Origin of the sequence: Cernens ardua (assembly GCF_051251085.1) — a bacterium.
GTDB lineage: Bacteria > Pseudomonadota > Gammaproteobacteria > Pseudomonadales > Halomonadaceae > Cernens > Cernens ardua.
Genome location: NZ_JBPCZH010000004.1, coordinates 183,878 through 204,339 on the forward strand (window position 1 = coordinate 183,878; position 20,462 = coordinate 204,339).

The following is a 20,462-nucleotide window of genomic DNA, read 5'->3' on the forward strand; positions in this document are numbered from 1 at the left end:
CGATGTTTAGAGCAACAGCAACAGTTATTAAGTTGGAATGATTTAAGGTTGAACCATGTCTCGAGGGAATGGCAGGTTGTATCTGGGGTTACCCATGTGGGCCAACGGCGATTGGCGCGGCTCGCTGTATGCACAACATATGGATATGCAGCAAAGTCTGAAAGAATACGCCACCGTTTTCTCGGCAGTAGAGGGTAACACTACCTTCTATAGTGGTGCGCCCAAAAGTGAGACAATTCAGTCCTGGTTAAGCTCGGCACCCGAAACCTTCAAGTTTTCTTTCAAGCTCCCCTCGTTGTTAACGCATGAAAAACGTTTACACGAAATTGATTCAGAACTGAATGAATTTTTGGATCGAATATCTCCGCTAGGTAAACGGCTCGGGCCAGTGATGATTCAGCTACCACGAAATTTTGGTCCTGATGAAGTTGAAAAACTTGAGGCGGTTCTAGCCCACTGGCCACGTCATATTCCTTGTGCCGTAGAACCTCGTGATATCGCATTATTTAATAAAGATGCGGTGGAAAAGTATTTTAATCGCTTGTTGATAACTTATCAGGTAGATCGTGTCTTATTGGATGTCAGGCCTCTTTTTTCAACACCATCAAATAATGACCTGGCACTTGTACATGCACAAAAGGAAAAGCCAAAGCGTCCTCTACATGTGATTTCTACTGGTGTATCGCCAATAATACGTTTTATTGGTCATACTGACATGAATATTAATGACTATTATTTTACACCCTGGATTGAACGTATAGTCCTGTGGATAACTCAGGGGAAAACCCCTTTCTTGTTTGTGCATACCGCGGATAACAAAAGCGCCCCAGCCCTTGCCAGACAATGCTTGCAGCGGATTGAGAAAAGGCTTTTGGATAATTCATCCGAATTGCCTGAGGGATGTTATATAGGAGAATTTCCGGGAGAAAGACAGGGAACACTTTTTTGATAAATGCGTTCTCGTCCAGCATGAGTCGAGCATCTTAAGAAATAATTGATATTCGACTGAATAAAATAGTTTATAAATGAAAGTATTTGAGAATAATTTTTAAAGCACACGCAGTCATCTCACAGCACTTTGCCTTACTTATACTTTTCATTTCATCTCAAGATAGGCCTAAGGTAAAGCTACTGTTTAGTAGGGAATGAAGAAGTGGGGGCCTGCGACATCTTTTCTTTTATATTAGTTACCAGGATGTTCATTGTTCGTAATATATTAAGTTATATTTTAGTGTGGGAGCTTCCTTTCATCTCATTGTTCTAGCCCGATTTCCTTAAACAAATACTTCTACACCAAAACGGCCGCGCATACGGCCGTTGATTTCCCGGTTGTATCGGTTTTTACCCTTTATAGGGGCTAAAGCATTTTCATCTCATGATCAAGTTTGCGCCTTTCCCAGTGGCGTTCTATCCCCTGGCGCGCATGGCGATATCGGTAGGAGGCGAGCTTTTGGCGTTTGGTTTGTGCCATGGCTTCCAGTTGAAGGAAAGTATCGAGCAATTTGTTTTCAACAGCAGTATGTGACGATTTGTGATGCATTCACAAGCTCCTTGAATCGCAGGAAAGCAGTGAAGAACCGGACATCCGAACCGCGTGTGCAACAGTATGAGGTATCGTTTCCAACTATTGTACAGACAGTTCAGGCGCAGGTTCTCGCCTTACATATCAGGTTGTAACGATGCGAATGATAGCCGTATTGAGTCTCTCGCCTTGTTGGATATTGGCAGTTGTAATGCGTGACACATTAAAGCGCTTTGCCCTTGATGGCAGTCGATAGCCACGTCCACAGAAAGCACAATGTCACTGTATGGTTATAACGGTAGCCGATGACATTCTGATGACGCCTCTTTATTTCTTGCCAAGGCTACCTTCTTTGTATAACTCAAAAATACCCTTGTGAAAAGCAGATGTCGTCAAAAGGTGGTAATGACATGTTTTACAGGCCAGCAATGAGAGGTACTGCCTCACTGTTCGATAGAGATACGATGCTACTGGTACCGCCATTTCCTTCAGGTTCAACAGGGTAATTATGGTAGAATCAGCGGTATTGGCATGATTTCAATCCTCTTGGAACAGAAGGTATCGACGTGACATCAGCGCATCCTTTGCTAGACCATCTGAATGATGCACAGCGTGAGGCTGTCAGTGCACCTCAGGGCAACCTTCTGGTGCTGGCAGGAGCAGGTTCAGGTAAAACACGGGTATTGGTCCACCGCATTGCCTGGATGATCGAGCAAGAGCATCTTTCTCCTTATTCCATTCTAGCGGTAACGTTTACCAATAAGGCCGCGCGGGAGATGCGTACGCGCCTGGATGCGATTCTGAGCCTTTCTTCCCGTGGTATGTGGGTAGGGACTTTCCACTCGATTGCCCACCGTTTGCTGCGTACCCACTGGCACGATGCCAAATTGATCGAACATTTTCAGATCATCGATGCAGACGACCAGCTACGCCTCATCAAACGTCTGCTGAAAGATCACGGGATTGATGATGAGAAGTTTCCTCCGCGTCAGGTGGTCAATTTCATCGCCGGTTGCAAGGAAGAGGGGTTGCGTCCACCACAGATCGATACGGCAGGTGATCCCTACCTCCATCAGATGGTGGAGTTGTACGCGCTTTATCAGAATGCCTGTGAGCTGTCCGGGCTGGTTGACTTCGCCGAGCTGTTGCTGCGTTCTCTGGAGCTGCTACGGGATAATCCCGCACTTTTAGAACATTATCAGGAGCGCTTCTCTCACATTCTGGTGGATGAGTTCCAGGATACCAATACCTTGCAATACCTATGGCTCAAGCTATTGGCAGGAGAACGGGCACGGTTAACGGTAGTGGGCGATGATGATCAGTCGATCTATGGCTGGCGTGGTGCCAAGGTGGAAAATCTTGAGCGTTTTCGGGATGAATTCGAATCGACCAAAGTGATACGGCTTGAACGTAACTACCGCTCCACCGAAGCGATCCTTGAAGCAGCTAATGCCCTGATACGCAATAACACTGGGCGCATGGGTAAAGAGCTCTGGACGGATATTGGGCAGGGCGACAAAATCTCTGTTTACGCCGGTTTCAATGATTTGGATGAAGCCCGGTTTATTGTTGATACCCTTTCCCGCACGGTGAAAGAGGAAGGGCTGTCTCGAAGTGATGTAGCAATTCTTTACCGCTCCAATGCACAGTCACGTGTGCTGGAAGAAGCGCTGATTCGTGCGTCTGTTCCGTATCGGATTTATGGCGGACATCGTTTTTATGAGCGTTTGGAAATCAAGAATGCGCTTTCCTATCTACGATTGATGGTGACGCGTAATGACGATGCGGCGTTGGAGCGTGTGATCAACGTACCGGCGCGCGGTATCGGTTCCAAAAGTGTGGAGCGGCTGCGTGCCCATGCTCGCGATGAAGGCATGACACTGTGGGATGCCATTCATGATGCCATCGCGAAAAAGGCGATTTCTGGGCGAGCAGCCAATGCGCTGACTGATTTCGTTAATCTGATTGATGGGCTGGATAACGACACGTCCGGATTACCTTTGGATGAGCTGATTGATCATGTATTGACGAAAACCGGCTTGATTGAATTTCACCGAGCCGAGCCCGGAGAAAAAGGGCAGGCACGTGTTGAAAACCTGGAGGAACTGGTCAGTGCCGCACGTGCCTTTGCACAAGGGCAAACGGGGGTACGTGGCCTTGACCCGTTCGAGCCAGAGGGTGAAGCGGCTGGTGAGGCCACGCTGGAACAGTTTCTGGCGGATGCATCACTGGATGCGGGTGAGCAGCAGGCAGATGAATACGAAGATGCCGTTCAGATGATGACGTTGCACTCTGCGAAAGGGCTGGAGTTCCCGCTCGTCTTTATTGCGGGGGTAGAGGAAGGGTTGTTTCCTCATAAAATGTCTGCAGAAGAGCCGGGGCGTTTGGAAGAGGAGCGCCGCCTTTGCTATGTCGGTATCACTCGTGCAATGAAGAAGCTGTACCTGACTTACGCTGAGATGCGCCGCCTTCACGGCAAGGAAACCTATCAGCGTCCCTCCCGCTTTATTCGCGAATTACCCGCGGGGCTGGTGGATGAAGTGCGTTTGCGAGGGCAGGTGTCGCGTCCCATGACGGAACGTCCTTCCTCTGGCTATCGCGCACCAAAACCAGCCTCTGGGCTTTCCCGTCAAACAGAGGCAGAGGGCGCGGGGATGACATTGTCATTAGGGCAGCGTGTCCGTCACCCGATGTTTGGCGAAGGGGTGATCGTCAATGCAGAAGGGCAGGGAGATCGCGCGCGCGTTCAGGTCAGTTTTGAGGATCATGGCGATAAATGGCTGGTACTGGGCTTTGCCAAACTCGAAGCACTGTAATGTAGAAACAAAGACTGGAGTAGAAACCAAAACCAGCAACGAGAGTAGTGCGATCACGCTCCCTAGGCGCACAGCGTCATATTAATGTCATTCAATCAGGTGATACTATCGGTCATAGCGCCTATTACGTATTAAGGGAGATCCATGGATATTTCCAACGAACAATACAGCCAACATATCTCCCGCCAATTCAATCAGGAATTGGAAGGATTGAAGACGAACCTGATGGCGATGGGGGGGCTGGTCGAGAAACAGCTTACCGATGCACTGACAGCATTACTGGAGCGTGATGGTGCGCTGGCTGAACAAGTGCGTCAGCAGGATCACGACGTCAATGAAATGCAGCTTAAGATCGATGATGAAAGCACTGAAATCATCGCGCGTCGACAACCGGCTGCCTCGGATTTACGGTTAGTCATTGCTGTTATACGTGCGGCGTCTGATCTTGAGCGTATAGGTGATGAGGCGGACAAGATTGCTCGTCATGCCCTGGCTCTGATTGGGGGCAAGGAAACGGACAGAGGCATCACTGAAATTCGCCGCATTGGCACGCAGGTTAAAACCATGGTGCGTAATGCGCTTACTGCATTCGCGCGTTTTGATACGCAACTGGCGCTTGATGTACGCCGTGCAGACACCGACGTGGACCAAGAGTACAAAAGTGCCTTGCGCTCATTGGCTACCTTCATGATGGAAGATTCTTCCTCTATCACCAGCGTCATCGATGTCATGTGGGTACTGCGTGCGCTGGAACGAATAGGTGACCATGCCGATAACCTCGCAGAATCTGTGGTATATCTGGTCAAAGGGTTGGATCTGCGCCACTCCAATCGTCGCGATCTTGATGAAAAGGATCTGGACGATGGCTCTTTAGGTAGTTACAAGTAGTTATGAATAGCGAATATGTTTTTAGTAGCTCTTATCTGGGTGGCTCATGGTAGCAGGATGTCATTCGGTTCTCAGTCACCTATATTTTGACTGAATAAAGAGTTCTTTTGCTTTGTTGAAGCTGAAATAGTTGGTTTTGCAGGAACTAGGCCCCGATTGCTGGACTCAAATGCCAGCATCGGGGTTTTTCATTGGAAACACCTGCGTAAATCCGTGTTGTGACGTTGTATTGTTCAAACGAGTTATAGGTTAGTGTTCCTTTGGAATGCGGTTCATACTAGCGTGATCGAACCGTGGGGACGGCTGAATCGTCGTACTTCGTGGGTCGATTGACTCTGCCGAGTATAATCAGGGCGAGTGAGCCCGCTTACCAGAATTTGTAGCATTGGAGGTTGGAAGAAATAGATGTTGGAAGGATTCGAAGCGTTGGGTGAGGGAATAAGACTGGTGATGCGCCCCGGCCTAAGGCGTTATGTCATCATCCCGGTCATTATTATTCTTGTAGTGTATTCACTTACGCTTTATGGCCTTGTAAAGGTATTTACCCATTGGCTGGATGAGTGGATTGCCTTGATTCCCCACTGGCTGGACTGGCTGGGCTGGATCCTCATTCCCCTGATTACGCTGACATTGATCGTCATTGCGTTCTTCACGTTTACATTGATGGTTAACCTTTTGGCTTCGCCGTTTTATGGTTTTCTGGTTGAACGCGTTGAAAATGAGTTGGGCATGGAGGGCGCCAATGACCAGCGTAGCCTTGGACGGCAGGCATGGGATGGATTTATTCGTGAACTGCACAAGCTCAGCTATATCCTGCCCCGAATGCTGATTCTATTCTTGCTGGGGTGGGTACCTGTTGTTCATTTGATCACGCCATTTCTATGGCTGGTGTTCTCCTTTTGGAGCGTTGCGCTGGAATATCTTGATTACACGATGGATGTCCACGAAGTTTCTTTCAAAAAAATGCTCAAATTATTGGGCAAGCTGCCGATAAAAACATTGGGATTCGGATTTGCGGTGAGTGTTTTGCTATGGATTCCCATTGTGAACCTGATTGTGATGCCTGCCGCCGTCGCAGCGGGGGTAATCATGTGGCGCGATAGTTATGGCAAGGTAAGCCGGCAGCTTGAGTATCAGTCTGGCGCACGGGCCTCGGCATCATCGGATCATAAATCATCAGGCGAATAAAAGGGCAAAACACAATAGTGGAGAAACACCCCGCGGGGAAAAAGCCGTATTTCAACTCGCTTGGCGTATTGAGAGATAAATATTTCTGGAATTTCAGTGTAATGATTAAATGGATAAGCGGGTTGTTGTGTCTGTTGATATTAACAGCCTGTAGTAGTGGCCAACCAATAGGTCCCGGTACATCTTCCTTGTACAACAAGCCTCCCTCATACAAAAAGGCACGTTCTGATGATTTTAGTGTGCCGGTCATTCAGGACAGGTCTCCGGGAAAGATACTGACAAAACGTGAAGGGGCTCGATTAAAGCCCAGGCAAGGCTATTGGGTAGATCGCTCTCTTCATACCCGTGGGGAGAACCAGCGTATCCACTTTTTGGTACTGCATTACACCGCAGGCAATGATCAACAATCAATAGATGCGTTGACAGAAGGCGCTGTAGGTGTGCACTACCTTGTGACCAATCAGCCGGCCAGTTATCGCCAACGGCCCGTGGTGTATCAATTGGCGGATGAGCAGATGAGAACCTGGCACGCGGGGGTAAGTGCCTGGGGGAATAGACATAATCTGAATGACACATCCATTGGGATTGAAATCGTGAATCCGGGTTATACACGCTCTTTAAGTGGCCGGGTATATGCGCCTTATTCAGAGTCTCAGATTCGTTTGATCATCGCGTTGGCACGAGATATCGTCAAACGCTATGACATTCCGCCTACTCATGTGGTGGGGCATGCCGATATTGCTCCCGGTCGCAAGACAGACCCGGGCCCGTTCTTCCCATGGGAGCAGTTATATCGTGCTGGTATCGGTGCATGGCCTGATCATCAGACGGTTTTGATGTATAAGAACCGTTTTGCTGGTGGTCATATGCCAAGTATACGTGTGTTACAGCGTGGGCTGGCGGCTTATGGTTATGCCATTGAGCCGACAGGTAGGATGGACAAGCAAACGAAGCAGGTATTGACCAGCTTCCAAATGCATTTTCGCCCCACCAATTATTCGGGTCACTATGATCTTGAAACTGCCGCAATTCTTTTCGCGTTGTTGAACAAGTATGATGGGGAACAAAAGGCTCAATCGTTGCTGGATGAGGCGTGGTAGCCTTCACTCCTGAATGACGCGGTTGGCAGGAAAGGCAAGCGTGAAATGTGCGCCGTCTCCTGGCTGTGATTCGACCTGAATCTGGCCTTCATGGTGAATCATCACGTGCTTGACGATGGCAAGCCCAAGGCCAGTGCCACCTGTTGAACTGGAACGACCTTTGTCTACGCGATAAAACCGTTCGGTCAGGCGGTCAAGGTGATGTTTTTCGATACCTTCTCCGTCATCACTGACACAGAGTTGACCGGAGCCGTCTTCCTCAACTCGCCATGTAATATGAATATGCGCCTTTTCACCTGAATATCTGACCGCATTCGAGACCAGATTGGTGACGGCGCTACGCAGTTCTTCTTCTGCCCCCAGCAAATGGTAACCCGGTGTTATATCCACGCTGATGGAATGTTGGCCTTGCGATAATGCATTGCCGTCCTGTTCCGCCTGTTGAACGAGCATGGCGATATTGACGGGATTGTAAGGGCTGATAGGTACGCCATTTTCAAGCCGCGACAGCATGAGTAGATCGTCTATCAAATGTCGCATGCGGTCACTTTGCTGCTGCATCTGTTCAAGTCCGCGTTGCATTCGCGGCGGCAGCAGTTCGCCAGCGTAATCCGCCAGAGGCTCCAGATAACCGGTAAAAACGGTAAGAGGCGTACGTAGCTCATGAGAAACATTGGCGACAAAATCGCGGCGCATTTCCTGGAGGCGTTGCAGGCGGGTGATGTCGCGAACCACCATCAGTCGTTCATTACGGCTATCACTGACAATCTGGAAATGTAACCAACGGGATTCATCGAGCGGCGAGCGGGTAGTCAACCCCTCTTCATATTTTCCGGACTCGAAATAGCGAACGAACTGCGGATGGCGAAGGAGATTCGTTACATATTGCCCGCGGTCTGCCGGATACTCCAGGCCCAACATCGTGCTGGCGGCTGCATTCCAGGTGTCCAGTGCCCCTTTATTATCAAGGACGATCATGCCATCTTTCATGGCCTCGGAGAGGCGGTCGAAACGTCCAATCACCTGGCGTAATTGGGTTTGTCGACGGCGCTCACGGCGTTGATAGCGATATAGATGGTCGAAAATATTGCCCCAGACTCCGGGGGCCGAGGGCGGCAATGTGTCGTAGGCTTTGTGAGACCAGCGCAGAATCCGCCACACCTGCCAAAAGCTATAAGTGATATAGAGCGCCAACCCGAGCACCATTCCTGTGACAGGATGATCCGCTAATAAGCCAATAACACAGCCTATGAGGAAAAGGGCGACGAGCAGTGCTATCTCTTGAGTCCAATAACGCATGAGGTATCAACAATAGCCTCGGATAGTTGAACAATGCGGGTAGTTGAACAGTTCTCAAATGGCACGGGAACGCTGGTTTGAGAAACGATACCCGGTGCCTCTCACTGTTTGTACCAAATAGTCATGTTGCTTGCCCAGCGCTTTTCGCAGGCGGCGGATATGCACATCGACGGTACGTTCCTCGACATACACACTGGCTCCCCAGACCTGATCCAGCAGTTGTGCGCGGGAATAAGCACGTTCCTGATGCGACATGAAGAAGGCCAGCAAGCGGTATTCTGTCGGGCCCATATCGATAGATTCACCATTGATACTGACACGCTTGCTATCAAGGTTAAGTGCCAACCCATCGATTTCGACAATATTCTGGCTGGAAGGGGAAGAACGCCTTAAAACAGCGCGGAGGCGGGCAACCAGCTCGCGGGGGGAAAACGGTTTGGTAATGTAGTCATCGGCACCCGCTTCCAGCCCCTGCACCTTGTTATCTTCTTCACCCTTGGCTGTCAGCAGGATGATCGGTGTCTCTTTAGTGGTTTCTTCCCGTTTCAGGCGGCGCGCCAGTTCAACACCACTGACCCCCGGCATCATCCAATCGAGCAAAATAAGATCAGGACGCTCATCGACAGCCAAGGGCAGCGCCTGTTGAGCATTTTCCGCTTCGAGCACATTGAAATCGGCCATTTCCAGCGCAATGGCGATCATGTCCCGGATAGAAGCTTCGTCATCTACAATCAACACTGTCTGTTTCATTGCATCTCTTCTCGTTGTGGTCGAAGAACAGGCAAAACCGCATTTAATACTTGCCGAACAAAAATGCCTCTGTGCCCTTGAGGGGCGTTTATGGCGGTTGCATGACAATTTAAGCGCAATGTGGTGACAGTCTTATGACACTGCTGAATCCAACCTGTTTTTGCTGTTTAGGATGCTTTCTTGATTATCCTGCCGTAGGCCAAAGTGCCAAAACAATGCCGGCGAAGAGGGAAATGCCGACCCAGTTATTATTCAGGAATGCCTGAAAGCAGCCTTCCCTGCTTCTGTGCCGTGTCAAATACCCCTGGTAGACGAATAGGCAAATCACACCCACGAGTCCCAACCAGTAGAAACCGTCCAGACCTGCCTCCACACCGAGGCCTGCCAGCAATAATAAAGTGATGACCTTTAATAAGGTCAAAATAGTGAGGTCATATTCACCGAAGAGAATGGCTGTTGATTTTACGCCAATCTTGAGGTCGTCATCACGATCCACCATGGCATAGGCTGTGTCGTACATGAGCGTCCAAACCACATTGGCCAGGAAAAGCCACCAGGCGATCGCAGGTACATTCCCTTTGACTGCCATGAAGGCTGTAGGAATACCCCAGCTGAAGGCAGCTCCCAATACGACTTGAGGAAGTTGGGTGTAGCGCTTCGCAAAAGGGTAGCAGGCAGCCAGAACAGCGCCCCCAAGGGAAACAAGAACCGTTTTTCCGCCGGTGAAGCAGACCAAGATGAATGAGATCACCATGAGTGAGAAAAACAGGATGAGCGCTTCCCTGGCAGAAATCCTGCCAGTAGCCAGCGGACGGTTTTTTGTTCGCTTTACCTTGCCATCGAAGTGCCTGTCCGCGTAATCATTAATTACACAGCCTGCAGCTCGCATGCAATACACTCCAACAACAAAAATGATGAGAAGCTTGCGCGAAGGTAAGCCATCCGCTGCCAACCAGAGGGCGGCCAGCGTGGGCCACATCAGTAGCCATGTGCCTATGGGGCGGTCAAGGCGCATGAGTTGAAGAAAGTCGGGCAGTCGCGTCAATCTATGGCGGAGCGATACATTCGGGTGTGTCATGAAATTGCCGATGTTCTCAGAAGAAGGTTGTAAAAAGCTGGATTAGCGGTGAAATCATATCGCCAATATACGAATGCTGGCATTAATGTAGATGGGAAAATTGTAGCATTTTCTGGCAATGTAAGGACATGTCCGCTATGGTTGCGGCTTATACGCTTGTTTTATGTCAGATAGTGGCCCATTTTCATGAATTTATTGGATCATTTTTCTTACGTAAACCATGCTTGTACAAGGATAGACATTTCCCCTATAAAGAGTGAAAGTCTGATTCCATATAGCGTGTGCGTTTTCATTCCAACGTACACAAAAGGTGTTCAAGTGAATGCTTGATTTCCCTATCGGCATGACATCGTTCATGATGATCGAAAGGGTATGTTACAAGGGCCAAATGGCTTCCTGTAATAACAGTCAAGTGAACCTCGTAGCTGCCTGTGTGTTTCTTGTAAAAGCCGCCCAGGGTCTGTTGCGTGAGTTCCCATATAAACACCGGTAAACCGGTGATCTGCCAGATAATGGCAAATTCAGGAGATTATATTTATGCGTAAACCCGAACTCGCAGCTGCCATCGCTGAAAAGTCTGATCTGTCCAAGGAAAAGGCCGGTCAGGTTCTGAATGTGATTCTTGATGAAATCACTGCCAGTGTTGCCAAAGGGCAAGACGTTAGCCTTGTCGGATTTGGTTCCTTCACCGTTCGTGAGCGTGCTGCTCGTACGGGTAAAAACCCGCAAACTGGCGCAGAGCTCAAGATTCCTGCCAGCAAAAATGTTGCCTTCAAGGCAGGTAAAGGCCTGAAAGACGCCGTTTCCGGTAAATAAAGCCCTTTCGGCACACTATCTCGATACCGGCTATTCGGTTTGGCCGGTATCGTTCGGTTTTCTGCTGCGCTGATCATTTGCCCCGCTGTTTTCTCCCCCCTTTCGTTGTAATTTGCCTCCTCTTACTGTCTACGACTTTACTCATCCTTAATATTGGGCTTTTTCTATCTATTCGATAGTGTCAATTTCAAGTTTTCCTCTGATGTATTGGTATCAAGCAGGGTAGAATGAGGATGTGATTCAATTCATGGCTACTCACTTGAAGCCCCAGACCGGAGAAAGATCCACATGTATATCGCAATGAATCGTTTCAAGGTACGTCCTGATGCAACCGATGCGTTCGAGAAACGTTGGCTGGATCGTGAAACCCACCTGGAAACCCTGCCGGGATTCGTTGAATTCAATTTACTGCGTGGGCCAGAGCAAGAAGATCACGTTCTCTATGCCTCACATACCATTTGGCGCAGTAAAGAAGATTTTGTGCAATGGACAAAATCAGAGGCATTCCGTGCAGCGCATGCCAACGCAGGGCAGGCAAAACGTGAAGAGATCTATCTTGGCCCTCCCGTATTCGAAGGGTTTGAGTCTCTTCAAGCGGTGGTTGCAGACAAGAAAAGTGATTGATTCTTCCTGCAAAATGGCTGGAAGATAAATAGTCAAGAAGCCATATCACTTTGCGGTACAAGCCAAACAGAATGGAATGGCTGGACGGCCCTCTATCAGCGCTTTATGCTGAAGGTGAGTATCACTGCCTGTTTTCGGGTTATGTCGATGTATCAGTCTTTTACAGATGAATACCGATGTGCTTCCTCACCGTTCATTAAGATCCAACTGGTTGGTAAGCGTTGTTTTTGATGAACAGAAAGTGATATGTAAATGAGTGAATTGCTGCGTGGCAGGTCATAAAGTAGGGGGGTGATAGCGTCAAAAACCCTATATTTTTAGTGGAAAGCGATACGATAAGGATTCGTGGATGGGTTTTGGCATTGATCACCCCATGATAGCGGTGAAGGATCTCGACTCTGCATTAAAGCAAGTGTTGGCGTTGGGGTTTGTACATAATCAGCGACAAAGTCACCCTTGGGGAACGGATAACTATCTGCTGCTTTTTCCCGATACTTTTATTGAAATCATTACGATTGCCCGCCCGGAACAAACCAGCTATTCGGATGCCAATGGTTTTCGATTTGCTCGCGCTATAGAAGCTCGCTTGAGATATGGTGATGGTGTTGCCATGTTGGCACTTGATTCACAGTGCATGGCACATGATCATGCGCTGGTTGAAGCCAGAGGTTTCGCCCCCTGGGAGCCTATCGAGTTCAAGCGAATGTCGCACAGCCGGCAAGGCTCCGTTGAAATGAGCGTTGTTCTTGATATTCTACATGACCCTTCACAGCCATTTCTTACCCAATTTCTTTGTCATTATCCGCACCCTGAATTGCTTCGTCGTGATCCTTCTGATGAATACCATCCCAATCAGGTCTCACGCCTCAAGGCCATGTGGTATATCAGTGATAATATCCAGCGTGATTTCGAATATTATCGGCTTATCCATGGGGCGGCCAATATCTTTTCTGTAAATGGCGGATACCGTGTGGCAACTCCCAAAGGCGATATCTGGCTGCTTTCCCCGTCCTCCCTGAAAGAACACATCCCTGATTTGGAAAATGTCGCTGAAGCGCCTTCCCGTGCGGTGGCCATCAGTTTGGAAACCATGGACCTGAACGCCGCTATCGCCCACTGGGAAAGGAACAATGTACCCTACATGAGGATCAATGAGCATATAGCAGATATCCCTGCCAGCGTTTTGGGAGGCACCGTTTTACGCTTTGAGCAGTGCGAAGACTGTCTTCTTTGAGAAATGAAAAGAATAGTTGAGACTTTTTAAGAGCCGTCGGGAACTCAGCCGATCAGCCATGGCCCCCTGTAATGTAACTTTCAGTACTTGTGACTTATAACGTGACGTTTGGCTTTTTAAAGGCTTGGAGACGAAAAAACATAAAATATCAAATATACGCCTTACGGAAATATCCAAAGCGGCCATGAAATGGCGGGGCTTTATAGAGAATAGGGCTTTTTTTTATTGGTTACACAGTGGCATAACGTCCGGTTTCTTCGCCTAACCACCGGCGTATCAATGGGACAGCGACCTCTGGATGAGTCTCCATTAACTCTCCCCCCAATCGATGGACGGGCTCAAGTAACGGGCGATCCCTCACCATATCGGCAATCTTCATGCCCAGCAGCCCTGTTTGGCGTGTTCCCAGCACTTCACCGGGGCCCCGCAGCTCAAGGTCACGTTCTGCAATCCTGAAACCATCATTGGTTTCTCGCATTACAGCGAGCCGTTCGCGTGAATGATCCGATAATGGTGCGGCATAGAGCAGTACACAATAGCTGTCTGTACTTCCTCGGCCTACACGCCCTCGCAGCTGATGTAGTTGGGCCAAGCCAAGGCGCTCCGGATTCTCGATCACCATCAGGCTGGCATTGGGAACATCCACGCCCACCTCTATCACAGTAGTGGCGACAAGAAGATCGATATCACCTTCCTTGAAGGCCTGCATTACCGTGCTTTTTTCCTGTGCTTTCATCCGCCCATGGACCAATCCAATGGTGAATTCAGGTAACGCTTCCGATAGCAGAGCGTAAGTATCTTCTGCGGCCTGGCTTTCGAGAACCTCCGACTCTTCAATCAATGTACAAACCCAATAGGCCTGACGCCCCTCTTCACAAGCATTACGAATCCGCTCAATAACCTCTTGCCGCCGATTGTTGGCGACTGCCACGGTTTTGATTGGCGTACGCCCGGGGGGTAATTCATCAATCACGGAAAGATCCAGATCCGCGTAGGCGCTCATGGCCAACGTACGGGGAATGGGGGTTGCTGTCATGACCAACTGGTGCGGTGTAATACCGCTTGCTTCCCCTTTTTCCCGAAGAGCAAGCCGCTGATGAACACCAAAGCGGTGCTGCTCATCAATAATGGCGAGTCCCAAGCGATGAAACTGAACATCCGGTTGAAACAGTGCATGCGTTCCCACAATGACATTTGCTGTGCCATCGGCAATGTTGGCTTTGGCATCCAACCGAGCCTTGCCCTTTAATTTGCCAGCCAGCCATGCGACTTCGATTCCCAAGGGGGTGAACCAGCTCTTGAAACTATTGTAATGTTGTTCAGCCAATAGCTCTGTAGGTGCCATGATGGCGGCCTGATAACCACTGCCTACGGCTCTGAGGGCAGCGGCGGCCGCCACTACCGTCTTACCCGAGCCGACATCGCCCTGAACCAGCCGAAGCATGGGTGACTGGCATTCGATATCCCGATCAATTTCGTTCAATACGCGGCGTTGTGCACCTGTCAGCGCGAACGGTAATAACGTCAGGAATCGTGTTCGCAGGGATTCTCCTCCTGTCAGGGCGGGTGCATCATCGCTCTGAATCTGAACACGAATTTGGCGAAGGCTCAGCTGGTGAGCGAGCAGCTCCTCGAATGCCAACCGTTGTTGCGCAGGGTGTGTGCCACCAGCCAATGATTCCAAAGAGGCTTCGGGTGCAGGGTGGTGAAGTTCACGGATGGCATCGTGCAGATGAATCAAATGAAAGCGGGAGCGAAGTGTTTCAGGCAACCATTCCGGTAATGCATCCGGATGTTGCTGAAAACGCTGGTAGGCCTGTTCTACCAGTCCACGTAAACGTTGCTGTGTGAGCCCTTCAGTAGTGGGATAAATGGGCGTTAAATGTGCCTCATTGCTGGAATCATCATCATGACCGCCCTTGAGAAGCTGATACTCGGGATGATAGACCTCTAACCCAGTACTCCCTGCCCGTGCTTCACCAAAAAGGCGTACCTGAACACCCGGTGTGAATTGCCGTGCTTGCGCAGGTGCAAAGTGGTAAAAGCGAAGCGATAAAATACCTGTTGTGTCTTTCAGGCGAACCAGCAGGCTGCGCCGACGCCCCTGGATAACATTCGAGGCTGTCACCACACCTTCCACTACCGCTTCCTGCCCTGCTCGCAATTCACCTATCGGCGTAATACGTGTTCTGTCCTGATAGCGTAATGGCAGATGGAACAACAGATCAGCAATAGAGTGAATACCCAGTCGAGCCAGCTTCACTGCCATGGCATCTCCTACACCTGCCAACTCGGTAACGGAGTGATCCAGCGGGCTCATATAGGCGTTATCTCTCACTCTTGTCCAATCAGTGTCCTCAAACGGTTGAAGACGACGTCGTATGTTCAGGTGTTTGCTGTGCTTCGGTGCCCGATTTATCCAAATGCATACTGGCTGGATTAATCGCGCTGGTCAGTGCATCTATGGCTTTGGGGCGAGGGAAACTGGCCCGCCAGGCGATGGCGACTGAGCGTGAAGGCTGCGGCGATGTGAAGGGGCGAGAGTCGATCATCCCTTCCTCATAGTAATTCAGGCCCGTCGCAGAACGAGGGAGAACCGTGATACCCAACCCGGAGGCCACCATATGGCGAATGGTCTCCAGTGAACCGCCTTCAGCCATTAATCCATTATTCGGATTGTTGACACGCGCATCCAATGCCGGGCAGGCTTCAAGTATCTGATCACGGAAGCAATGACCTTCACCCAGCAGTAGCAGACGCTCATCTGCCAGCCACTCCTTGCTAATCTCTTTTTCAGCAAGCCAGGGGTGGCCTTTCGGCAGAATGACCTCGAAGGGTTCTTCGTAAATGACCTTAGTCAAAACATCCGGTTCGGTGAAGGGTAGCGCCACGATAATGACATCGAGTTCACCTGAACGAAGCTTGCGTCGTAGATCACCTGTCAGCCCTTCCTCGATATACAAAGGCATTTGGGGTGCGGTTTTGGCGAGCTCAGGCACCAAGTGAGGGAATAGATAAGGCCCAATGGTATAGATAGCGCCAATGCGCAGAGGGCTTGAAAGCTGGTCTTTTCCTTCACTGGCCAATTCCTTGATAACATTGGCCTGTTCGAGTACTCGCGTAGCCTGACCAATGATACGCTCCCCCATCGGGGTGACCTGGACTGTCGATTTGCTACGCTCGAAGAGCGCAATACCCAACTCTTCCTCGAGTTTTTTTACGGCGACAGAGAGTGTTGGCTGCGAAACGAAGCAACGTTCTGCGGCACGTCCGAAATGACGTTCTTGCGAAAGCGTCACGATGTAGCGAAGTTCTGTTAAAGTCATGGATCCCTTCCATCATGCACCACGCAGGGTGCCGCGGCAGGTTCAGCGACAGTTCTTTAACGACAGTCTTTTTGAAACCGGCCACTTATGAGTGTATTGCTAGCCATTGGTTAGAGCCAAATCGACGATAATTTATTACCCGGGAGTTGCACAGATGAATAGCTCGATCCTGATCGTAGGCTGTGGATATGTAGGTACTGAGCTGGGCATCCGTCTGGTGAACCAGGGGCATCGTGTATGGGGAGCTCGTCGTTCCCCCCAGGGATTGCCCGATAGTATAGAGCCTGTAGCGCTTGATATCACAGACCCAGTATCGCTCTTATCCCTACCGGATGTCGATGTCCTAGTATACGCTATCAGTGCAGATAAATTCGACGAATCTGCCTATCAAACTGCCTACGTCGATGGTCTGAATACAGTTCTGTCCCATTATGAACAACGTGCTCATTCACCACGTCATGTCTTTTTTGTCTCATCAACGGCGGTATATAACCAATCCGAGGGAGAGATTGTGGATGAAGACAGCCCGACAGAGCCGACCTCGTTTTCAGGCGCATTGATGCTGCAGGCGGAACAGCGCTTGCTGAATAGCTCCTTGCAGGGCAGTGTCCTTCGATTATCGGGTATTTATGGCCCTGGCCGAGAGCGATTGATCAATCAGGTAGAAGAGGGGCATGTTGCACCACCCGACCCTGAAGTGCTGACTAACCGTATTCACCGGAATGATGCAGCGGGCACACTGGCCTTTCTGATTCAGCGAGTCCTTTCCGGCGCATCATTGGCGCCCGTTTATTTGGGTACGGATTGTGATCCGGCCTCCTTGCATGAGGTGACCCAATGGTTGGCGGATCGTTTGGGGGTAACACCGCAGGCAACGATGGAAAGATCAGCCCGCCGTCGTTCCAACAAGCGGTGTTCCAACGCACGTTTGTTATCGGAAGGATATAGGTTTCAGTTTCCCGATTTCAAAGCAGGCTATGAGCAGGTGTTGGAGGAAAGGGCATCTTCAACACGGTGAGCTGAAGGATTGGATATGAATATAAAAGCGCTGCCAAAGGGGCTCGGCAGCGCTTTTCAGACTGACTTTGAAAGCAGTACTTAGTCACCAATGACCATCACGCCTTCTGCTTCTACCAGACTTCCCTTGGGAAGCTCTGAGATACCCACAGCAGCGCGTGCAGGGAAGGGTTCGGAAAAGAATTCCTGCATGACCGTGTTGACCTTGCCGAAGTTGCTCAGGTCCGTCATGTAGATATTCAATTTGACGATCTCGCTCAATGAGCCGCCCGCCGCTTTACATACCTGTTCCAGATTCGTGAATACCTGACGCGCTTGTGCTTCTACGTCACCTTCCACCAATTCCATTGTAGCGGGATCAAGCGGAATCTGGCCTGAAAGATAAACAGTATTACCTGCTTTTACTGCCTGAGAGTAGGGCCCAATGGCTGCAGGCGCCTTTTCCGTGTGAATAACAGAACGATTGCTCATGAAACACCTCTACTATTTGTCACCATGTGACTGTCATTGTATGACGCTATGTAATGGAACATGTGTCAATGCGTACAAAATTCGATGGTTTTCACGAAACGTGAAGGAATCCATTATCTTTTTTATGAAAGAGATTTTATACGCATGGGTAAATGTCATTATTGCTGAATAACGCGAGTGACATGCTCCAACGATTGTAAATTACGCAAGCGCTTGATAATACGGGCCAGGTGAATACGGTCCTGTACCAACAGGATCAGGCGGATGACAACCAGCCGCTCATCGTGTTCACAGCGGCGTATACTCTCGATATCGGCGCCGGCATCATCGGCGAGCTCACTGATGTTGGCGATCAGATGAGGGTGTCGGCCGATGGTAATTTCCAGCTCTGAGGGGAATAATACGTGCCCAGGCATATCGGCCCACTCTATTTCCACACATTGATTCGGTGAAGTGAGCAATTGGATGGCATTGGGACAAACTCTTCGATGTACCCAAATACCTTCATTCGAGGTCAGGTGACCAATAACATGATCACCGGGAAGCGGATAGCAGCAACGTGCTGCACGGATCCCTTCTGTTTTTGGTCCGAATTCGATGGAGAGAAGATTCGGCTTCGGAAGCAGAGCCAAATCGCCACCGGATTCAGGTTGTGCCAATTTACGCGCAATACTATAAGTAATATTACTGCCGGAACCGATGGCATGAAAAAGATCATCGACGGTTTCCAGATTGGCATCATGTAACACAGCCTCCATGATCCCCGGGGGCAGGTCGTCCAGATGAGTATTGAAATCCGCCAATGCCTTGTTCAGTAGCTTTCGGCCAAGAAGGATGGAGTGACTGAGTTGCTGATGCTTGAGAAAGTGACGAATGGCAGAGCGCGCTTTGGCGGTGACAACAAAATTCAGCCAGTTCTGGTTTGGTGTGGCGCCGGGTGCGGTAATGATTTCGACGGTCTGACCGCTGCTCAGGGGCATGGACAATGACGCTAGATGTCGATTGATTCGACAGGCAATACAGCTGTTCCCTATATCCGTATGAACTGCGTAAGCAAAATCGACCGCGGTAGCATCGCGCGGCAGTTCCATGATTTCCCCTTTTGGGGTGAATACGTAGGTATCATCAGGGAAAAGATCATTTTTGACATGCTCGAAAAACTCAAGCGAGCTACCCGCCTGACGTTGTATTTCCAAGAGGCCCTGCACCCACTCATGGGCGCGTTCGTGACTCGCGCCACCTTCTGCTACCTCGTCGGACTCTGCCTTGTACAGCCAATGTGCCGCAATGCCATTGTTGGCTGTGGCTTCCATTGCACGCGTGCGTATTTGTACCTCTATAGGATAACCATCAACACCAAAGAGGGTGGTATGCAAACTTTGGTAACCGTTTGACTTGGGGATGGCGATGTAATCCTTGAAGCGCCCGGGGACTGGCTTGTAAAGGCCATGTACCGCGCCAAGGATGCGATAACAGTCATCCACATGGTCAGTGATAATCCGGAAACCGAAGACATCCATCAAATCATTGAAGGACTTGTGTTTGTCGCGCATTTTCCGGTAGATGGAAAGCAGGTGTTTTTGGCGTCCAACGACGGTACCGGGTAACCCGGCATTATCCAGAGTTTCCTGCAGCGTATTCTGGATTTGCCGTATCAAAGAGCGGCGGTTACCTCGCGCACTGGCGACTGCACTTCGAATACGTTCCGAACGCATGGGATGGATGGCCTGAAACGCAAGGTCTTCCAACTCTACATGGATCGTATTAATACCCAGCCGATTCGCAATTCGGGCGTAAATATCGAGCGTTTCACGCGCAATTCGCCGCTTCTTGTCAGGTCGAAGCGAGCCCAGGGTACGCATGTTGTGCAGACGGTCGGCCAGCTTGACGATAATGACACGGATATCCCGTGACATGGCCAGCACCATCTTTTGCAGGTTGTCTGCTTGTGCTACGGCCTTGTCTTCAAAGGCTATCTTGGCGAGCTTGGAGACGCCATCGACCAAATTGGCCACTTCCCGCCCGAACTGCTCTTCCAATGCCTCACGGGTAACAGCGGTATCCTCGATGACATCATGCAGCATGGCTGCCATCAGACTTTGAGGATCCATGTGAAGGTTGGCGAGGATATTGGCGACAGCCAGGGGGTGGGAGACGTATGGTTCGCCCGAGCGGCGACGCTGACCATCATGGGCCTGTTCAGCATAGTAATAGGCACGTTTGACCTGACGGATTTCCTCTTCCTGAAGATATCCCTCTAAGCGGTCGGCCAAATCATCTATTGCAAACATGAAGCAAGCAAAGTCTGAGCCCGGATGGCTCCGAGCCCATCG

At 49.9% G+C, this 20,462-nt stretch carries 17 protein-coding genes; 9 read left to right on the forward strand and 8 right to left on the reverse strand.

Annotated features, from left to right (window positions below; all coding sequences use genetic code 11):
* Positions 1-55 precede the first annotated feature (55 nt).
* Positions 56-949, forward strand: a complete 894-nt coding sequence (locus tag LMG33818_RS08835; protein ID WP_442323012.1) for a DUF72 domain-containing protein — start codon at positions 56-58, stop codon at positions 947-949.
* A 408-nt stretch (positions 950-1,357) separates the two neighbouring features.
* Here the strand turns inward: LMG33818_RS08835 and LMG33818_RS08840 are convergent, their stop codons facing one another.
* Complete coding sequence (locus LMG33818_RS08840) at positions 1,358-1,540, reverse strand: hypothetical protein (RefSeq protein WP_442323013.1); 183 nt, start codon at positions 1,538-1,540, stop codon at positions 1,358-1,360.
* Between the two features lie 542 nt (positions 1,541-2,082).
* On the opposite strand from LMG33818_RS08840, the gene uvrD reads away from it, so the two are divergent.
* The 4 genes from uvrD (at position 2,083) to LMG33818_RS08860 (ending at position 7,514) form a co-directional block, all read left to right on the forward strand.
* Complete coding sequence (uvrD, locus tag LMG33818_RS08845; protein WP_442323134.1) at positions 2,083-4,338, forward strand: DNA helicase II; 2,256 nt, start codon at positions 2,083-2,085, stop codon at positions 4,336-4,338.
* A 144-nt stretch (positions 4,339-4,482) separates the two neighbouring features.
* Positions 4,483-5,226, forward strand: coding sequence for a phosphate signaling complex protein PhoU (phoU, locus tag LMG33818_RS08850; RefSeq protein ID WP_442323014.1), 744 nt, complete (start codon positions 4,483-4,485; stop codon positions 5,224-5,226).
* A 405-nt stretch (positions 5,227-5,631) separates the two neighbouring features.
* Positions 5,632-6,414 carry a sulfate transporter CysZ gene (gene cysZ, locus LMG33818_RS08855; RefSeq protein ID WP_442323015.1) on the forward strand — a complete coding sequence of 261 codons (783 nt, stop codon included), beginning with the start codon at positions 5,632-5,634 and terminating at the stop codon, positions 6,412-6,414.
* A gap of 101 nt (positions 6,415-6,515) precedes the next feature.
* Entirely contained in the window at positions 6,516-7,514 is a 999-nt protein-coding gene (locus LMG33818_RS08860) for an N-acetylmuramoyl-L-alanine amidase (protein WP_442323016.1), read from the forward strand.
* 3 nt (positions 7,515-7,517) lie between these two features.
* Here the strand turns inward: LMG33818_RS08860 and phoR are convergent, their stop codons facing one another.
* The 3 genes from phoR to ubiA form a co-directional block, all read right to left on the reverse strand.
* Positions 7,518-8,813: a phosphate regulon sensor histidine kinase PhoR gene (phoR, locus tag LMG33818_RS08865; RefSeq protein ID WP_442323017.1), complete on the reverse strand. Its 1,296-nt coding sequence runs from the start codon at positions 8,811-8,813 to the stop codon at positions 7,518-7,520.
* Positions 8,814-8,867: 54 nt separating this feature from the next.
* On the reverse strand, positions 8,868-9,563 hold the full coding sequence (phoB, locus tag LMG33818_RS08870; RefSeq protein WP_442323018.1) for a phosphate regulon transcriptional regulator PhoB: 696 nt from the start codon (positions 9,561-9,563) through the stop codon (positions 8,868-8,870).
* A 184-nt stretch (positions 9,564-9,747) separates the two neighbouring features.
* Positions 9,748-10,641, reverse strand: a complete 894-nt coding sequence (ubiA, locus tag LMG33818_RS08875) for a 4-hydroxybenzoate octaprenyltransferase (RefSeq protein ID WP_442323019.1) — start codon at positions 10,639-10,641, stop codon at positions 9,748-9,750.
* A 537-nt stretch (positions 10,642-11,178) separates the two neighbouring features.
* On the opposite strand from ubiA, the gene LMG33818_RS08880 reads away from it, so the two are divergent.
* The 3 genes from LMG33818_RS08880 to LMG33818_RS08890 all read left to right on the forward strand — a co-directional run bounded on the left by LMG33818_RS08880 (position 11,179) and on the right by LMG33818_RS08890 (position 13,315).
* Positions 11,179-11,457, forward strand: a complete 279-nt coding sequence (locus LMG33818_RS08880; protein ID WP_442323020.1) for an HU family DNA-binding protein — start codon at positions 11,179-11,181, stop codon at positions 11,455-11,457.
* Between the two features lie 288 nt (positions 11,458-11,745).
* Complete coding sequence (hmuQ, locus tag LMG33818_RS08885) at positions 11,746-12,081, forward strand: heme-degrading protein HmuQ (RefSeq protein WP_442323021.1); 336 nt, start codon at positions 11,746-11,748, stop codon at positions 12,079-12,081.
* A 349-nt stretch (positions 12,082-12,430) separates the two neighbouring features.
* Positions 12,431-13,315 (forward strand): VOC family protein, encoded by an 885-nt coding sequence (locus tag LMG33818_RS08890; protein ID WP_442323022.1) that lies wholly within the window; start codon positions 12,431-12,433, stop codon positions 13,313-13,315.
* A gap of 229 nt (positions 13,316-13,544) precedes the next feature.
* Here the strand turns inward: LMG33818_RS08890 and recG are convergent, their stop codons facing one another.
* Together recG and LMG33818_RS08900 are read right to left on the reverse strand one after the other, a co-directional pair.
* The gene (gene recG / locus LMG33818_RS08895) at positions 13,545-15,653 is read right to left on the reverse strand and encodes an ATP-dependent DNA helicase RecG (protein WP_442323023.1); all 2,109 of its coding nucleotides are present in this window, start codon (positions 15,651-15,653) and stop codon (positions 13,545-13,547) included.
* A gap of 19 nt (positions 15,654-15,672) precedes the next feature.
* On the reverse strand, positions 15,673-16,641 hold the full coding sequence (locus tag LMG33818_RS08900) for a hydrogen peroxide-inducible genes activator (protein WP_442323024.1): 969 nt from the start codon (positions 16,639-16,641) through the stop codon (positions 15,673-15,675).
* Between the two features lie 154 nt (positions 16,642-16,795).
* On the opposite strand from LMG33818_RS08900, the gene LMG33818_RS08905 reads away from it, so the two are divergent.
* Positions 16,796-17,659, forward strand: coding sequence for an SDR family oxidoreductase (locus LMG33818_RS08905; RefSeq protein ID WP_442323025.1), 864 nt, complete (start codon positions 16,796-16,798; stop codon positions 17,657-17,659).
* A gap of 80 nt (positions 17,660-17,739) precedes the next feature.
* On the opposite strand, the gene ridA is transcribed toward LMG33818_RS08905, so the two are convergent.
* A complete protein-coding gene (gene ridA / locus LMG33818_RS08910) occupies positions 17,740-18,129 on the reverse strand; it encodes a deaminase RidA (protein ID WP_442323026.1) in 390 nt (129 codons plus the stop codon).
* Positions 18,130-18,287: 158 nt separating this feature from the next.
* On the reverse strand, positions 18,288-20,420 hold the full coding sequence (locus tag LMG33818_RS08915) for a RelA/SpoT family protein (protein WP_442323027.1): 2,133 nt from the start codon (positions 20,418-20,420) through the stop codon (positions 18,288-18,290).
* Between the last annotated feature and the right edge of the window lie 42 nt (positions 20,421-20,462).

Bases quoted from the DNA above. Each gene is read 5' to 3' on its own strand.
- LMG33818_RS08905 (WP_442323025.1), top strand. From the start codon at position 16,796: ATGAATAGCTCGATCCTGATCGTAGGCTGTGGATATGTAGGTACTGAG.
- LMG33818_RS08860 (WP_442323016.1), top strand. From the start codon at position 6,516: ATGATTAAATGGATAAGCGGGTTGTTGTGTCTGTTGATATTAACAGCC.
- phoB (WP_442323018.1), bottom strand. From the start codon at position 9,563: ATGAAACAGACAGTGTTGATTGTAGATGACGAAGCTTCTATCCGGGAC.
- hmuQ (WP_442323021.1), top strand. From the start codon at position 11,746: ATGTATATCGCAATGAATCGTTTCAAGGTACGTCCTGATGCAACCGAT.
- ridA (WP_442323026.1), bottom strand. From the start codon at position 18,129: ATGAGCAATCGTTCTGTTATTCACACGGAAAAGGCGCCTGCAGCCATT.
- LMG33818_RS08900 (WP_442323024.1), bottom strand. From the start codon at position 16,641: ATGACTTTAACAGAACTTCGCTACATCGTGACGCTTTCGCAAGAACGT.
- LMG33818_RS08915 (WP_442323027.1), bottom strand. From the start codon at position 20,420: ATGTTTGCAATAGATGATTTGGCCGACCGCTTAGAGGGATATCTTCAG.
- phoU (WP_442323014.1), top strand. From the start codon at position 4,483: ATGGATATTTCCAACGAACAATACAGCCAACATATCTCCCGCCAATTC.
- LMG33818_RS08840 (WP_442323013.1), bottom strand. From the start codon at position 1,540: ATGCATCACAAATCGTCACATACTGCTGTTGAAAACAAATTGCTCGAT.
- LMG33818_RS08890 (WP_442323022.1), top strand. From the start codon at position 12,431: ATGGGTTTTGGCATTGATCACCCCATGATAGCGGTGAAGGATCTCGAC.
- LMG33818_RS08835 (WP_442323012.1), top strand. From the start codon at position 56: ATGTCTCGAGGGAATGGCAGGTTGTATCTGGGGTTACCCATGTGGGCC.
- phoR (WP_442323017.1), bottom strand. From the start codon at position 8,813: ATGCGTTATTGGACTCAAGAGATAGCACTGCTCGTCGCCCTTTTCCTC.
- LMG33818_RS08880 (WP_442323020.1), top strand. From the start codon at position 11,179: ATGCGTAAACCCGAACTCGCAGCTGCCATCGCTGAAAAGTCTGATCTG.
- cysZ (WP_442323015.1), top strand. From the start codon at position 5,632: ATGTTGGAAGGATTCGAAGCGTTGGGTGAGGGAATAAGACTGGTGATG.
- ubiA (WP_442323019.1), bottom strand. From the start codon at position 10,641: ATGACACACCCGAATGTATCGCTCCGCCATAGATTGACGCGACTGCCC.